This window comes from Streptomyces shenzhenensis (genome assembly GCF_003688995.1).
GTDB classification, from domain to species: domain Bacteria; phylum Actinomycetota; class Actinomycetes; order Streptomycetales; family Streptomycetaceae; genus Streptomyces; species Streptomyces shenzhenensis_A.
Window position 1 is genome coordinate 16,571 of sequence record NZ_PENI01000034.1, and the last position, 15,389, is coordinate 31,959.

Below are 15,389 nucleotides of genomic sequence, written 5' to 3' on the forward strand. Positions count from 1 at the left end.
TGGCGGCGGCCGTCACGATCGGGCCGCCTTGACCTGCCCGACGGTCAGATAGGGGAGAGGCGCGAGGATCTTCGCCGTCTGAGGCGCGAACACGGGCGAGGAGACGATGACTTCCGCGGTCGGACCGTCGTCGACGACATCCCCCTCGGCCATGACGACGACGCGGTCGGCGGCGCGTGCGGCGAACTCGACGTCGTGGGTGGAGATCACGACGGCCCGGCCTTCGGCCGCGAGGATGTCCACGACACCGATCAGTGCTGTCTTTGCTCGGTAGTCCAAGCCACGGGTCGGCTCGTCCAGCAGGACGATTCGGGGTGCGGCGGAGAGCTGGATGGCCAGGGCGAGGGCGAGCTTCTGCCCTTCCGACAGGTCGCGGGGGTGGGTGGCGTCGTCGATGCCAGGGGCGAGCCGATCCAGGACGGCGCGGGCCTTCACCGTCGTGCCCGACTCGCTGTCCGCCTGGTCGAGTTCCTGCTTCACGCTCTCCAGGTAGAGCAGATCGGCCGGCGTCTGCGGGACCAGGCCGACCAGCTGGCGGGCCCGCGCGGCGGGAACGTCGTGAGGATCGGGTCCGCCGGCCACCTTCACCGTCCCGGCGCGGCGCGGTCCCGAGCCCTGCAAAGCCCACAGGAGAGAGGATTTTCCGGAGCCGTTGCGGCCCATGAGGGCGGTCACCTCGCCCGCGTTGAGGTCGAGATCGACCTCCCGTACGGCGGGGACACCGCGGTAGGTGACGGTGATGCCGCGAGCCGTCAACAGCCGGGGCCGCTCCTGGGCGGGTGCCGGGCGGACGGGGGCCGGGGTGCGGGCGGCCAGCTCGGTGCGCAGGGGTGCGGCGGCGCGGCGGGCGTCGCGGATGGACAGGGGCAGCGGGGACCAGCCGACCGCGCGGGCCAGTTCGACGATCGGCGGCGCGATGGTCGACGTACGCAGGATTTCAGCGGCAGGGCCGATCCGGGCGCGGCCGTCGCCCGGGAGATGGATGACGCGGTCGGCGTACTGGACGACGCGTTCGAGCCGGTGCTCGGCCATGAGGACGGTGACGCCAAGGTCGTGGACGAGACGGGTGACGGCGGCGAGGACTTCCTCGGCGGCCGTCGGGTCCAGGGCGGAGGTCGGCTCGTCGAGGACCAGGACCCGGGGGTGGGCGGTGAGGACGGAGCCGATAGCGACCCGCTGCTGCTGGCCGCCGGAGAGTTCGTGCAGTGGGCGGTGGCGCAGGTCGGCGAGGCCGAGCAGATCGAGCGTCTCCTCGACGCGTTTGCGCATCGTGCCCGGAGGGATCGCCAACTGCTCCATGGCATAGGCGAGTTCTTCCTCGACGGTGTCGGTCACGAAGCCATCGACCGGGTCCTGTCCCACCACTCCCACGACATCGGCGAGTTCGCGGGGCGGGTGAGGGGCGGTGTCGCGGCCGTCGACGGTGACCCGGCCGTAGAGCGTTCCGCCGGTGAAGTGCGGCACGAGGCCGTTGACCGCGCCCAGCAGCGTCGACTTGCCGACGCCCGTGTGCCCGACGACGAGGCAGAGTTCGCCTTCCTCTACCGTGAGGTCGACATCGCGCAGGGCGGGTTCGGGCGTGTCTTCGTACTGGATGGTGACCTGGTCGAAGGTGATCACGGGGCGTCGGCTCTCTGGGCGGGGCTGGGCGGGGGCGCGAGGAAACCGGCCGTGCCGGCGAGCAGGATCGCGGCGGTCGGTACGAGAGGCAGAGCGGGCCAGGTGAGCGGGTAGAAGGTGGGGTTGAGCTGGGCGGGGTCGTAGCCCAGGTTGGCGAGGAGCAGAACGGCGGACAGGACACCGACACCCGCGACGGCCCACTCAGGCAGGCGCCAGGGGTCGGGACGGTAGGCGGTCCGGGTGACGCGTCGGCCGCCCAGGTGCAGGCCCGCCACGCACAGCAGCGCGCCGAGCCCCATGGCGGGCAGGCCCAGGAAGGCGGGCGCGGTGGCATCGAGCAGCCCGTAGGCGCCGGCACACAGGCCACACATGCCGAGCAGCATCAGCGCGCCGGTGATGTGGCGGGAGCGGCGGGTGGCCCGGCCCGCACGACCGTAGCCGCGGGAATCCATGGCGGCGGCGAGGCGCAGCGAGCGTTCCAGGGCGTCCTCCAGGACGGGGACGACGATGCCGCGCAGCGCCTGCATGCCCTGGGCCTTGCCTGCCCGCAATTTCCGGGCCCGCACGACGCGTTGGACGCTCTGCACCAACTGCGGGGCCACGCTGATGGCGACGGTGACAGCGACGCCGAGCTCGTACAGCGCGCCCGGCAGGACGCGCAATGCCCGCTTGGGGTTGGCGAGGGTGTTGGCAGCGCCGATGCAGCACAGCATGCACGCCAGACGCAGACCGTCGGTCGCCGCCGACAGCAGCGCCTCCAGTGAAACCGGGCCGCCGATCTTGATGCCCGCGTACCAATCGGGGGTGGGGATGTGCGGGAGGGAGAACAGGAAGTGGTCGCGGGAGGTGATGCCCGTCGCGAAGACGGCACGGAAGACGACCCGGATCACCACGACCGTGAGGGCCAGGTACAGGTAGTACTTGAAGCCTCGGGCCCAGGGCGCCTCGGTGCGCCGGGCGGTGACGACGTAGCCGAGAACGGCGAGCACGAGGAACAGCAGCAGCGGGTTGTCGGTGCGGCTGACGGCGGTCGCCAGGGCCAGGGCCCACACCCACCAGGCCATCGGATGCAGGGCACGCGGCAGCCGGCGCCCGCCCACGTCCGGCGACGGGTCGGGGCCGGTGGCGGACGCCTGAACGGTCGTACGGTCCACCGCAGTCACTCGGCACGACGACGCCGGCGGGCGACGAACACCGCGGCGCCGCCGATCAGCGCGACGAGTGCGGCGCCGATGACCACGGGGGTGATCGAGCCGGTGTCGTGCTTGGCGTCGGCGGCGGGGGCGGCGTCCACCACGCTGGGAGTGGAGCGGGGGGCCGCCACCGCCGATGAAGTCTTCGACGGGCTGGTCGCCGGCGAGGGGGACACGCTGGACTTGGTCTTCTTCGGCTTCGGCTCGGGTGAGGTGGTCTTCGGTGGCTTGGTGGTCGGCTGTTCCGGCGCGGGGCCGGTGTCGACGTCCGGCGGCAGCGGGGACGCCTTGTCGGTGGAGTCGGGCTTGCCCGCGTCGCCCTGCGGGCGGGTGTTGTGGGCGCGCAGCTGGTCGGCGGTAACCCGCGGGCGGCCCTCGGTGCCCTCGGCGTTGGTGGCACCGAAGATCCACAGGTCGACGCTGCCCGGTTTGGGCTTGTAGAGCATGGCGCCGAGCTGGCTGTAGCTCCAGTCCTTGGCGCCCGGGTCGGCGTGCCAGTAGGACCAGTAGGCGGAGGCGGGCGGGGTGAGTACGCAGGCGTCCTGGGCGGCGGTCGGGTACTGCTTGCCGTTCTGGTGCCCGCTGTAGCCGATGCGGCAGATGAACGCAGGTCCGTCGTGTCCGGTTCCGGTGGTGCTCCAGCCTCCCTGGTTGAGCAGCTCGTAGCCGGTGGTCGGGGTCGTGCCGCAGGAGCGGTAGATCGGGCCGCCCCAGTGGCTGAAGTCGACGGCGAGGACGACCCCGGACGTCGTGGTGCACCGGCCCATGAGCTGGGGATCGGCCGCGGCGGGGGCGGCCGTCGCGCCGAGGAAGGCGGCCGTCAGCCCGAGCGCCGCTCCGGCCCGCAGGAGTCGTCGGGTCATCGTCCGGCTCCGCTCTCCACGCGCCTGCGGGCGACGACCACCGTGCGCCAGCCGGCACCCACCAGCAGGAGGGCGAGGGCGGCAAGGGCTCCCACCTGGACGCCGGTGGAGGCCATGGCACCGCCGCGGCCCGCGCCGGATCCGCCCGTGTCACCGCCGGGCGTGATGATCTGCGGGGCGCTGCCGCTCGGGCTCGGCGTGGGCTGCGGCGTCGTACCGGTCAGGCTGCGCTCCAGCGCGCCGAAGCTGATGCCGGTCGCGCCACCGACTGCCTGCGTGGAGGCACGCAGGTCTGAACCGTCCTGCCCCTCCTTTGCGACCCGGAAGCCGCCGTCGCCGTTCTGCTGCGAGGCGAGGAACTTCCGGGCGTCGGCGATCTCGTCAGCGTACGTGTCCGCGTCCAGGGACAGGCCCTGAACCGCGAGCGCCGCCGAGTTGACTGAGTTGCCCGCGGCGCCCGGGAAGCCCCCGTCGGACAGTTGCTCGGAGGCGACCCAAGCGAGCGCCTTGTCCACGGCTTCGTCCGCCCTGTCGCCGCCGGCCAGGGCCAGGGCCATGGCCGCGATGGCGGTGGAGTCGACGTCGGAGTCGTTGGTGGCGGGGATCAGGCTGGGCCAGGCACCGCTGTCGTGCTGGAGGCTCTCCAGGTAGGCGACCGGTTCGTCGGCCCCCTCACCGGCCCGCAACTGGGCGATCACGGCGAGGGATTGAGCGAAGACCGACGGGGCGTTGGTGTAGGCGCCCTTCGCCGCGCACGAGCGGTCGGGCGCGGTGCTCGGCTCCGCGCAGACCGCCTTGCCGAGGGCGGCGATGAGGTCGTGCCCGGCGAAGTCGCGCGGGTCACGGCCGACGGCCTCGGCGAGCAGGGCCGTCTTGCCGAGGGAGCCGCCGGCGGCGTAGGCCGTGCCGATGCCGGTCCAGTCGTTGACGGTGCGGCCCTCGCTGTCCTTGCCCTCGTGGTCGAGGAAGTCGACGATGCCGCGCAGCTTGGCGTTGTTCAGTCCGGTGGCGGCAAGCGCGTAGGCGCCGTCGATGGTCAGGCCGAAGTCGGCGCGGGACATCCCGGGTCCGGCGACGTAGTACTGGCCCTGCTTGAGGTTGGCGGCGCTGGTGAGATAGGCGACGCCCTTCTTCAGGTCGGGGCCGTCGTACGGTGCGGGTGTGCCGGGAGTCGTCGTCGGGGGCTGGGACGTGGGCGGGGCGGTCGGCTCCGCCTTCTTCGTGGTCAGGGTGACCAGGCTGGTGCCGGCGCCCGCGAGGACGGCGGACGGCGTCGGGTAGACGGCCGGGTCGATGGCTCCCTCCTCGAAACCGAAGCCGCCGCCGTCGAGTTGCTGCCGGGACAGCCAGCCGACGGCCGCGTCCGCGCGGGCGGTCTCGCCGAGCGCGCGCAGTGCCTGGGCGGCGTATGCCGTCGCGTACACGCTGCCGGTCGTGGAGCCGGTGTAGCCGGGGAAGGCGCCGTCCTCACGCTGGGCCTTCGTCAGGTAGGTGCGGGCCTTGGCGACGGTGTCGTCGTGTCCGCCCGTCTGGTGCAGTACGAGGGCGACAAGGCCGGTGGTGGCGGGGTCGCCGTCGCAGTACTCGCCGGAGCGGATGAGGATGCTCGTGACACCGCCGTCGTTGCACTGAAGCTGGGTGAGGCGGTCGACGGCGGCGGACGGAGGGGTGACGCCAGCGCGCGACAGGGCCAAGACGGACCATGCTTGGCCGTCGGCGTAGGTGGCGTCACGGAAGTCGCCCTTGGCGGTGCAGCCAGGGGTTGGTTCACCGGATTCCGGGCCCGCAGCGCACACGTTCTTCGCCAGATCGCCCACGAGGTCGCGGCCGCCGAAAGCGTGCGGATCGGCCTCGGTGATCTCGGCGAGCAGGGCCAGGCGGGCGGCGGCGGTCGAGTCGGGGGCCTGGTCGGTGCCGTTCGGGTAGGCGTAGTCGCCCGCGTGGGCGGTGAGGAATGCGGTGACCTTGTCGAGGGCGGCGCTGTTGCCCTCCGTGGCGGCGAGCGCGTACGCGGTCTCGGCGGTCAGGAGGTGGTTCGGGGCTTCGGCGCCGTCGTCCACTATGCGTTCACCATCGGTGAGGCGGCCCTTGAGCCAGGTCGCGGCGGCGGTCAGGTCGACTTCGCCGGGCGCGCCCGTGGGTGTGCCACCCGGGCCGGGAGTCCCGGCGCCGCCGGCGCGGACGTCGGCAGGGGTGAAGGTGGGCTTGCCGGTGCTGCCGCCGGCATCCGTGCCGCCGTACACCCAGGCGTCGATGTCGCCGTCCTTCACCTTGCGGTCCATGGCGCCGTACTGGCTGTAGCTCCACTCGTCCTGGCCTGGCGACGCGACCCAGTACGACCAGTAGGCGGTGGCGGGCGGGGTCAGGACGCAGGACTCCTTGTCTGGAGTCGGGTACTGCGTGCCGGAGCCGTAGCCGATGCGGCAGATAAAGCCGGGGCCGTCGTGCTGGGTGCCGACGGTGGTGAAGCCGCCGTCGTGAAGCAGGTCGTAGCCGGTGGTCGGGGTGGTGTCGCAGCCGCGCTCGAGCTTGCCGCCGAAGGGTCCGAAGTCCACGACGACGACGGCACCTCTGGAAGCGGTGCAATCGCCGATCAGGTCGGCTGCCGCCGCCGAGGTTGTGGTGAGGAACGTCACGCAGGCGGCGACCAACACCAGCAGTGCGGTCACAAGTGCCGTCCAAGGGGCGGGCCTTGCGACCGTTCGCCCGTCTCTTCGCTCTCCGGTCCCCACGGCGGCCCCCTCGTCCCCTGTCCGGCGCGGGACGGAGACGTGGTTGAGGACCCCGTGGGCCCGGGGAGTTCCCCGCGCACGAGAGGCGGTCGCACCACGCCGTAGTCCGCGACGGCGTTCGTTGCTCGGATCACGCTCCAGGCATTCCGGCTCGCCCGGCGATGGACCGGGCCCACGGTTGCGGGTCAGCGCCGGAATTCGACCGGCTTCCCCTGGAACTTCTTGCGTATCAGGCGGATTTGAACATGGTTCACAGGGAGGGTCAAGGCGAGGCACAGACCGATGCGGGAGTTGTTTTGAGGCCCTCTGGCGGCGTGGGTGCCGGTCGGGTACCGTCCCGCACTGCCGAGTGGGGGAACCCGGTGGGAGTCCGGGGCTGACGCGCAACGGTGTGGGACGGCAGGGGGCCGGCCCGAGCCCGAATACCCAAGCGGCGATGCACTTTCGGCAGCCAGTCCACGCGTTCCGGACGGCGGCCCGCCCGCTGCTCCGCAGGCCGCCAGGGTCCCGGCGACGCGGGTCCGGCCGGCGTCCTTAACCCAAGGAGCAGGCCAATGTACCGTCGCCCCACTCTCGTTGCCGCCGCCGCGCTCGGCGCCTTCGCGCTGACCGCGCTTCCGGCGGCGGCGACCGCCACCCCGGCCCAGATCGCGACCTCGAAGACCAATGGAGTCGCCTACCTGAAGTCCCTGCAGGCCGCGGACGGTTCGTACGCGGGTGCAGGACTGTCCAACGAGTGGGCGTTCAGTGCCTTCGCCGCGGCCGGCACCGCGGCCGTCGACGTCACACCGGGCGGCGACACCAGCAAGAACGCCAGATCGGTCTACCGCGACCTGCTCTCCACCAGCGGCTGGCCGTCCGCCTCCCCCGCGGTCACCGACTACGAACGCGCCACCCTCAACGCCTACGCCGCCGGCATCGACCCGGCCCGCGTCTCTCCCTCCCGCAACCTGATCGCCGACGCCTACGCCTACTGGCAGACCACCGAGCCCGGCTATTTCGGCCCGTCGGCCAACTTCAACGGCACCGTCTTCGCCGCCCTTGCCCTGAACGGCACCAAGACCCAGTCCGGCACCCAGCGCATACCCCAGGTCCTGCGGGACTCGATCACCGCCCGTATCCGCGCTAACCAGCACAACGACGGCGGCTGGGACTACAGCAAAGCCGAGGGCAACCCGACCCAGCTCGCCGCGGCGAGCGACATCGACATGACCGGAGCGGCAATGGCCGCCCTCTGCGTGTCCGGAGTACCGAACACCGACACGGACATCGTCGAGGCCAAGGGGTTCCTCAAGAGCAAGCTGATCGCGAACAACGGTGCCTTCGCTGCCGTGTTCGGCGTCAACACCGACTCCAACGGCTGGGCCGTGTCCGGGCTGAACGCCTGCGGCATCAACCCGCAGACCGGCGACTTCCTCACCTCCTTGGGCAAGACACCGGTCGACTTCCTGATCGCCCAGCAGTTCAACCCGGGCGGCGGCTTCAAGTACCTGCCCAGCGACACCAGCCCGTCGGCGTACGCCTCCATCGACGGCCTGCGGGCCGTGGCCGGCGGCGGCTTCACCTCCACCCCACCGGTGCCGACCACCGCGGGTGCGCCGCAGTGGGTGAGCCAGGGGTCCTTCACCTCGGGGGCGGCGACCAAGCTGGCCCTGACCGTGGACGACGGGGCCGGAAGCCTGAAGGTGTGCTCCGTCTCGCTGACCCCGACGGGTTCGACGACCACGCTGGGCGCCGTCCTCGACGCCGCCACCGGCGCGGCCACCCCGTCCGGCTGCGTGACCTCGGTGACGCCGTCCTCCGGCACGGGAACCATCACCTCCCTCAACGGCCGGGCCAACAGCGGCTCGAACACCTGGAAGGTCAGCATCGACGGCTCGCCCTTCGCCACCGCCACCCGGAGCACGACCGTGGGTGTGGGCGACACGATCGCCGTGCGCTGGGGCGCTTGACGCCGCGTAGGAGTCGTAGGGTCGCGGCTCCTGTCTGCCGGAACGGCTGCCGCCGCATTCGATCGTCCGACGCAGTGGTCGTGGCCGGGAGAGGAGGCGTTCCCTCGGTCCTGACGTCACGGGCGTCACACGCTCTGCTCGAACCTGCCTCGCGGCGCCAGACCTGTACGTGACGGGGTGTGCCGCAAACGGCCGATACGTGTTCCTGCCCTGCGCCGATGGAAGTCGGATCGGTGCTTAGCGGGGAAGGTCGTCGACGGATGTCCGGTTCCGTTCCTTCCAGGCGGCGCGGAGGGCGAACGCCGGAGGTCGTCCCGCCCTGCCCCGCACCGGTCCGGGCGAGGGCGGCTTGTGTGCATGGTTGTCAGCCGCTCGCGTCGCACTCCTCGACCCGTCCGTCGGCCACCCGCAGCCGGCGCTGGGCCACAGGCGCGAAGAGCGCGCTGTCATGGGTGACGAAGAGGACGGCTGTGCCATGCTCTTCGCTCTCCTCCACCAGCAGGCGGACCGTCGCTCGGGCAGCGGCCGCGTCGAGGGCGGAGGTCACCTCGTCGCAGACGAGGAGGGCGGGCCGGGCCGTCAGCGCACGGATGAGCGCGGCGCGCTGGAGCTGGCCTCCGGACAGGGCCGTGGGGCGGCGGGTCAGGTCGGCCGCGAACAGGCCCAGCCGGCCGGCGAGCGTCACCACCTCGTCGTGCGCCCGGTCGGCGGGCAGGCCACGCAGCAGCATGGCAGTCCTGGTGAGCTGGCCGATGACCGGACGGTATTCGTCGAAGGAGGCCCGCGGGTCCTGGTGTACGTACTGGACGGCGCGCAGCGCGTCATGGTCCCTGCGCTCCACGGCCGAGGGCAGTGGCGCGCCGTCGTATTCGACCGTGCCACCGGTGGCCGGGGTGAGGCCGGCAAGGGCGCGGGCCAGGGTGGTCTTTCCGGCGCCTGACAAGCCCGTGACGAGGGTGCGGCTGCCGGGCGGGAAGGTGAGGCGGGTGGCAGCCAGGCGGGGGCGGGACGGGTCATCTCCGGCGACGGTGAGCGCGTGGGTCCGCACGGCGCCCGGGGCGGCCTCGGATCGCGGCAGCGGACGCGAGAGAGGCACGGCCTCCGGTGCGTCGGGGGCCGGAAGCTGCCCGGTCGCTTCTCGACGAACGACACGCCCTCGTTCCAGTACGACCGTCTCGTCGGCGAGCGCGGCGGCCAGGTGCGGGTCGTGGGTGATGAGCAGGAGAGCCGTGCCGCCGCGTACCAAGTCCCGCAGGCGGCGGGCGAGGAGCACGGTCGTCTCCTTGTCGAGGCCGCTGGTCGGTTCGTCGAGGACGAGCAGCCGGGGGCGGGTGACGAGGGCGGTGGCCAGTGCCATGCGCTGCTGCTGGCCGCCGGAGAGGCGGTGAGGGTGGCGCCGCGTGAGTGGTCCGTCCTCGGGAAGTCCGGCTGCGCGCAGTGCCTGCCGCACGTCGTTTGCGACGGCGTGACGGCGGGTGCGGCCGGGCGGCGTGCCCCGTCGGTGGTTCAGCGCGGCAAGTTCTCGCAGGACCGCGCCGACGCGGCGGGTCGGGTCGAGGACGGAGGCGGGGTCCTGGGGCAGGTGGGCGACGGTCCCGGCGCGGGCGGTGCGCAGGTCGCGCGGTGGCAGGGCAAGGAGGTCGGTGCCGTTCAGGCGGACGGTGCCGGTGAGGGTGACGCCGGGCTGGGCAAGGGCGAGGACGGCCAGGCCGAGGGTGGTCTTGCCGCTGCCCGAGGGGCCCAGCAGGGCGAGGCAGCGGCCCGGTCTCAGGTCCAGGTCGATCCGGTCCAGGAGCCTGTCGCCGGTGAGGGTGCGGGTGGTGAGTCCGCGGCAGGTCAGCAGGGTCGGCAGGGTGGCCGGCCGGGACGCCTCGGCCTGCGGCCCGACGGGCCCCGGCACAGCGGGCGGCCCGTCGGCGGGGGCAGCCACAGCGCGCGGGCCGTCGGCGGAGCCCGGGACGCGGCGGGCTCCGCCCAGCAGACGGTCCGCGGTGAGGTTACCGCCGACAGCGAGGGAGGTGAGCAGCAGGGCCGGGACGAGAACCGCGTACGGCTGGAGGAAGAGGGCATCGGCGTTGCGCTCGATCAGGACGGCCCAGTCGGCTGAGTCGGTGGGCAGGCCGAGGCCGAGGAAGTTGGCGGAGGCGAGCAGTGTGAGGATCACGGCGCCGCGGTTGCCCGCGTCCGTGATCAGCGGTTCGCTCACCCGCCGCAGGACGTAGCGGCCCTGGATGTGGTGCCATGGCGCGCCCTGCATCCGCATCGCCTCCACCGCTGTCCGGCAGCCCGGCGCGAGCGCCGCCGCACGCACCAGCCGGGTGACGGCCGGCACCTGCACGACGGCGGCGGTGACGACCAGGGTGGTGGCGTCCTGGTGTCCGGATGCGGCCAGCGTCATCACCAGCAGCAGGGCGGGGAAGGCAAGCAACACGTCCAGGCCCCGCATCACCACCTCGTCGGCCCAGCGGCGGCGGGTGCCGGCCGCGAACAGGCCGAGCGGCAGCCCCAGCGCGCAGGAGACGAGGAGCGCGGCGAGCGTCATGACCAGTACGGACTGCCCGCCGCTGAGGACGAGGGCGAGGACGTCCCGGCCGAGGACGTCGGTGCCGAGGGGATGGCCCGCACCGGGCGGCAGCGCGGGCGCGGCGTCGGGTGCGGTGGGACCGGCGTAGAGGGGACCCACGACGGCGAGTGCGACAGGCAGCCCGAGCAGCAGAAGGGCGAGCACGTCCAGACAGACGGCGCCGAGCCGGCGCGGGCGGACGCCGGGCGGGTGGCCGGTCATGCACGCTCCTCTCGCTGCGGGGTCAGGCGCGCGACGGCCAAGTCGGCGAGGAGGTTCACAGTCAGGGCTGTCGCCGCGAACAGCAGGGCGTATCCCTGGACGGCCGGTATGTCGCGGTCCTGTACGGACTCGACGAACCCGGTGCCGAGGCCGCCGACGGCGAACAGTGCCTCGATGACGACGGTGCCACCGAGCAGGCCGTCCACGGAACGCGCCAGCTGCTGTACGGAGGGGCCGAGGCAGCCGGGCAGGACGTGCCGCAGCACGATGGTGCGCTCAGGCAGGCCGAGCAGCCGCAGGTGCCGGACGACGGGGCCGGTCACCTGCGCAGCGACGCCGATGCGTATCTGCCGGGCCAGATCGCACAGTTGCCGGACGACGAGGACGCCGACGGGCAGGACGAGGACCGCCGGGTCGGTCAGGATCTCCGTGCCGCGCAGGCCGGCGGCGGTGGCGGGCAGCAGCCCGAGGCCCACGCTGAGCCAGGCGGTCAGCAGCAGGCCGAGGACGAACTCCGGTACGGCGTGCAGGGCGAGGGCGACAGCGTTGAGCACCCGGTCCGCGAGGGAGCCCTCGCGCAGCCCGGTCAGGACGCCCAGGGCGAGGGCGAGCGGCACGAGCACCGCCAGCGCCGCGCCGGCCAGGACCGCCGTCGCCGCGAACCGGCTGCCGATCTCGTCCGTGACGGGCAGGCCGGTGACGAGGGAGTGGCCCAGGTCCGCGCGGAACAGGTCGGCTGCCCAGTGGACGAAGCGGGTGACGGCCGGTTCGTCGAGCCCGAGTTCGGCGCGGGCCAGCCGCTGCTGCTCGGGGGTGCCCTGTTCGCCGAGGACCGCGTCGACACTGTCGCCCGGCAGCAGCGAGGTCAGGACGAACACCGCGACCAGGACAGCGGCGGCCTGGAGCAGTGCCGTAGCGGTCCTGATCACCGTGTAGTGCGCGGTTCCCGAGGGCCGCCGCCTCACGTGCTGTGTCACCTACGACGGGCCGTCAGCTCAGCCGGACGCGGTCGAACCGGGCCCAGTCGTATGAGTTGGGCGGCGCGGCCCGCAGACCGGTGACGGCGTCGCTGTGGCCGATGTTCCAGTCGCTGAAGGCCCATACGAGCTGGCCGTCGCGGTCCCGGGCGCGGCGCTGCGCGCGGTCGAGGAGTTCGAGGCGGGTCTTCTCGTCGCGGGTGGCGGTGGCCTCGGCGAGCAGGCGGTCGAAGGTGGCGTCCTCATAGCCCATAAGGTTGTTGGCGGCGTCGCTGCGCAGCCGGGACCGCAGGTGGGTGACGACGGGGAGGGTGGCGGTGCGGCTGTGGAAGGCGACGCCCTTGGTCTTGATCTCGCCGAAGTAGGTGGCGGCGGAACGAACGTGCGGGGTGACCTTCAGGCCGATGTCCTTGAGCTGATCGGCGATGAGGGTGGAGGCGTTGCGCCAGGTGGGGTCGGCGTCGCTGGTCTCCAAGGCGACGGCGAGACCGTCCGCGCCCGCCGCCTTGACCAGGGCACGGGCCCGGTCGACGTCGCGTTCCCGGTCGGGCAGGTTCTTCGGGTAGGCGCGCAGCCCCATGCCGAAGAGGTCGTTGCCCGCGGTGCCGTGGCCGGACAGAGCGACCTCGACCAGCCGGTCCCGGTCGAGACCGAGGGTGAACGCCCTGACGAGCCGGGCGTCGTCGAAGGGTGCGCGGGACAGCCGCAGCAGGATCGCCTGCATGGTGCTGAGCTTGCTGCGCAGCACCCCGAGCCCGTCCCGGTCGGCGACGCGGCTCGCGGAGGCCGCTGTCAGGTCGTGGGCGTAATGCACCTGGCCGGACAGCAGGGCGTTGAGCCGGGCCCGTTCGTCGTTGACAGGCACGAACTCCAATTCCTCGATGCGTGGACCGCCGTCCCAGTGGTCGGCCCACGCGGTGAACAGGGCGTTGCCGCCCGGCTCGAAGGAGCGGTACCGGAAGGGGCCGGAGCCGACGGGCTTCGCGAAGTCCTTGGTGTCCTCCGGGACGATCTCGGTACCGGGGGCGCCGAGGGCCGCCGGGAACTCGAAGTCGGGTTCTTTCAGGACGAGGGTGAGGTCGCGCCCCTTGGCGTTGCTCGCTCCGAAGTCGACGCGGGAGAAGAGCTGCTGGGCGGCGGCTCCGGTTGCGGGGTCGGCTATACGCCGGTAGTTCCACAGTACGTCGGCGGCGGTGACCCGGCTGCCGTCGTGGAAACGGGCGTCGGAACGCAGCCGTACCGTCCAGCGGCTCCCTGACCGGTCGCTCTCCCAGCTCTCGGCAAGACGCGCCTGCACGGACATGTCGTCCTTGTACGTCAGGACGCTGTCGTACAAGGCCTTGGCACGGGCCTGGTCGACGAAGAGCGGGGCGATGTGCGGGTCGAGGGTCTCCTGCGAGCCGCCGGCGCTGAAAGCGGCCCGCAGTCGGCGGCCGCCCGACGAGTTGTCACCGTCACCTGAGGAACAGCTCGCGAGGGCGGCGCCGACGGCGAGCGCGCCCGCTCCGGTGAGCAGGCGGCGGCGCGCGAAGGAGGGAGTCATGGTGTGCGGGGCCTTCCCCTGGTCGCCGGACATGGCCCAGGGCAGGCGGACGCGCCGGCCGTGTGCCGGTATCTGACGCGCATCACGAGCCTCCTCCTGGGGAGTCCACGCCCCGGACGGTCGGTGAAAGCGACGGGCCAGTCTCCTGGCTGCCGGATCACCGCTCGCCCCGCCTTCCGGCCGGGCGGCCGTGGCGTATGAGGGTTCGCTCCCCGGTCACAGTGGCGGGACCGCGCCGGATTCGCACCGGCTTCCTGGTTCCCGTCGCTCGTGTGTACGCAGCGCATTATGCCCGACCGCGATGTCGGCCCGAGTGATCGGCCCCACACCGACCCCTATTGCATGGGCATGCGTGTGCCGTGGTTCCGGAGCGACAGTCAGCAAGGTACGTCCCGATGCCGATCGCCCCCACCCGCCGGAGTGTGCTCGCCGCGGCGGCCGCCACGGGAGCCGGTCTCCTCACCGGCTGCTCGTCCGCAGGCTCCGGCTCCTCCTCACCCAAGAAGGGCGGGACGGTGAACGCGGCCTTGCCCGGCCGGGGGGGGGAGGAGACGATGGACCCGCACGCGCAGCGGCAGTTCGTGGACATCGCCCAGCACAAGGCAGTCTTCGACAAACTCGTCGAACTGAACTCGACCCTGCGCCCGGTACCGAGGCTGGCCCGGTCCTGGTCCAGTGACGATGAGGCCTGAAGTCGATCTGCAGTTCGTCGAACCGGGAGAAGTCGTCTACAAGCTGCTGTGTGCGCTGCCGTTCTTGGCCGGCCATGCCCGCGACCGGACTGCGGCCAGCGGGACGGCCGTGGTCAAGACCGTTCTGGTGAACGACATCGCTTCTCATCCCGATGCCTCCATGCATACGGTCGCGGAATACCGTGACCCGTTGCCTGTGGCCGTCGATCACCTGTATCACGGCACTGGGCGACGTCTGCCGACCAGCACGCAGCCGTGCGAGTACGCATATTCAGAAGCCACCGTGCTGCTGGATGACGTGGCAGGTCACGACCGGGAGCTGCTCCAGGCTGCGGCTGTTCTGGCCGACGAACTTCTTCACGCTTACGGCATCCCACAGACAGGGCTGATCGCCACGGACGGGCAGCTTCGCACCGACGGCTTCACCGACCGCAACCGCGGCGCTGTCGCTGAGTGGGCACGGCAGCACAACCTTCTGGAGGCAACATGACAGCCCGGTGGCGAGCGCCCGGCGCTCTACTCCTGTCATGGCGGACTCACGAGGCATTGCTTGGTCAAGTTGATCGCTTCTGTTCGTCCAGAGAGCCTCGGTCTGACACCTATTCCGGCCCCCTCACGGTTCGGGAGCAGTCGTGTCCGGCGCACCGTTCAGCAGACCAGTCTCCGCCGCCACCCTGACCACGGTGAGCGCGGTACTGAAGGGCATTCCGTAGAAGCGCTCACCGACGTGCGGAGTACCGTACAGGGCTTCGGCGAGGTCGAGCGCCACCCGTTCCTGTTTCTGAGCGTCCGGCAGCACGGGTGAGAGCCAAGCGTTGAGTAGTCCGTAACCGTGGTCCCCTGCGTCCAGGATGTGGCGGGACATCCGCCGTGGCGCGTTCCTGGTGTGTCCCAACAGCACGTAGTGGAAAGGGTCTTGGAACTCCAGTACGTACAGACGGCCTTCCTTGCCGTTGGCTGGCTCCGGGCACTGGACTCTCACCACGTCCCTCAGATGCTCACCGAGCCGAATCGCCGTGTGGTCGTGGAACG

At 71.9% G+C, this 15,389-nt stretch carries 11 protein-coding genes and 2 riboswitches; of the genes, 3 read left to right on the forward strand and 8 right to left on the reverse strand.

The genetic code is table 11. The features are described from left to right. Positions 1-12 precede the first annotated feature (12 nt). Genes CTZ28_RS36595 through CTZ28_RS36610 form a run of 4 tightly spaced genes read right to left on the reverse strand, consistent with a single transcriptional unit; the run spans position 13 to position 6,345 of the window. Entirely contained in the window at positions 13-1,620 is a 1,608-nt protein-coding gene (locus CTZ28_RS36595; RefSeq protein ID WP_121894064.1) for an ABC transporter ATP-binding protein, read from the reverse strand. Further along, the gene (locus tag CTZ28_RS36600) at positions 1,617-2,783 is read right to left on the reverse strand and encodes an energy-coupling factor transporter transmembrane component T (RefSeq protein ID WP_121894065.1); all 1,167 of its coding nucleotides are present in this window, start codon (positions 2,781-2,783) and stop codon (positions 1,617-1,619) included. Before CTZ28_RS36600 ends, CTZ28_RS36595 begins: the two co-directional genes overlap by 4 nt. Further along, a complete protein-coding gene (locus CTZ28_RS36605) occupies positions 2,780-3,676 on the reverse strand; it encodes an LPXTG cell wall anchor domain-containing protein (protein WP_121894066.1) in 897 nt (298 codons plus the stop codon). Before CTZ28_RS36605 ends, CTZ28_RS36600 begins: the two co-directional genes overlap by 4 nt. After that, positions 3,673-6,345, reverse strand: coding sequence for a prenyltransferase/squalene oxidase repeat-containing protein (locus tag CTZ28_RS36610; RefSeq protein WP_183154770.1), 2,673 nt, complete (start codon positions 6,343-6,345; stop codon positions 3,673-3,675). Before CTZ28_RS36610 ends, CTZ28_RS36605 begins: the two co-directional genes overlap by 4 nt. 185 nt (positions 6,346-6,530) lie before the next feature. Further along, positions 6,531-6,666: riboswitch (cobalamin riboswitch) on the reverse strand. A 296-nt stretch (positions 6,667-6,962) separates the two neighbouring features. Between CTZ28_RS36610 and CTZ28_RS36615 the strand changes: the two genes are divergently transcribed. Next, positions 6,963-8,360: a prenyltransferase/squalene oxidase repeat-containing protein gene (locus tag CTZ28_RS36615; protein ID WP_121894068.1), complete on the forward strand. Its 1,398-nt coding sequence runs from the start codon at positions 6,963-6,965 to the stop codon at positions 8,358-8,360. Positions 8,361-8,724: 364 nt separating this feature from the next. Here the strand turns inward: CTZ28_RS36615 and CTZ28_RS47840 are convergent, their stop codons facing one another. Genes CTZ28_RS47840 through CTZ28_RS36635 form a run of 3 tightly spaced genes read right to left on the reverse strand, consistent with a single transcriptional unit; the run spans position 8,725 to position 13,698 of the window. Then, the gene (locus CTZ28_RS47840) at positions 8,725-11,145 is read right to left on the reverse strand and encodes an ABC transporter ATP-binding protein/permease (RefSeq protein ID WP_220795510.1); all 2,421 of its coding nucleotides are present in this window, start codon (positions 11,143-11,145) and stop codon (positions 8,725-8,727) included. Further along, a complete protein-coding gene (locus CTZ28_RS36630) occupies positions 11,142-12,110 on the reverse strand; it encodes an ABC transporter permease (protein WP_259471976.1) in 969 nt (322 codons plus the stop codon). The genes CTZ28_RS47840 and CTZ28_RS36630 overlap by 4 nt, the downstream gene beginning before the upstream one ends. Positions 12,111-12,135: 25 nt before the next feature. After that, complete coding sequence (locus CTZ28_RS36635) at positions 12,136-13,698, reverse strand: ABC transporter substrate-binding protein (protein WP_259471978.1); 1,563 nt, start codon at positions 13,696-13,698, stop codon at positions 12,136-12,138. A gap of 85 nt (positions 13,699-13,783) precedes the next feature. Further along, positions 13,784-13,962, reverse strand: a riboswitch (cobalamin riboswitch). Between the two features lie 98 nt (positions 13,963-14,060). Here CTZ28_RS36635 and CTZ28_RS36640 point away from each other — a divergent pair. Further along, positions 14,061-14,357, forward strand: a complete 297-nt coding sequence (locus tag CTZ28_RS36640) for a hypothetical protein (RefSeq protein WP_259471979.1) — start codon at positions 14,061-14,063, stop codon at positions 14,355-14,357. Continuing rightward, on the forward strand, positions 14,347-14,847 hold the full coding sequence (locus CTZ28_RS36645) for a hypothetical protein (protein ID WP_121894070.1): 501 nt from the start codon (positions 14,347-14,349) through the stop codon (positions 14,845-14,847). Before CTZ28_RS36640 ends, CTZ28_RS36645 begins: the two co-directional genes overlap by 11 nt. A gap of 123 nt (positions 14,848-14,970) precedes the next feature. Here CTZ28_RS36645 and CTZ28_RS36650 read toward each other — a convergent pair whose 3' ends face one another. Next, a complete protein-coding gene (locus tag CTZ28_RS36650) occupies positions 14,971-15,156 on the reverse strand; it encodes a hypothetical protein (protein WP_147481249.1) in 186 nt (61 codons plus the stop codon). Between the last annotated feature and the right edge of the window lie 233 nt (positions 15,157-15,389).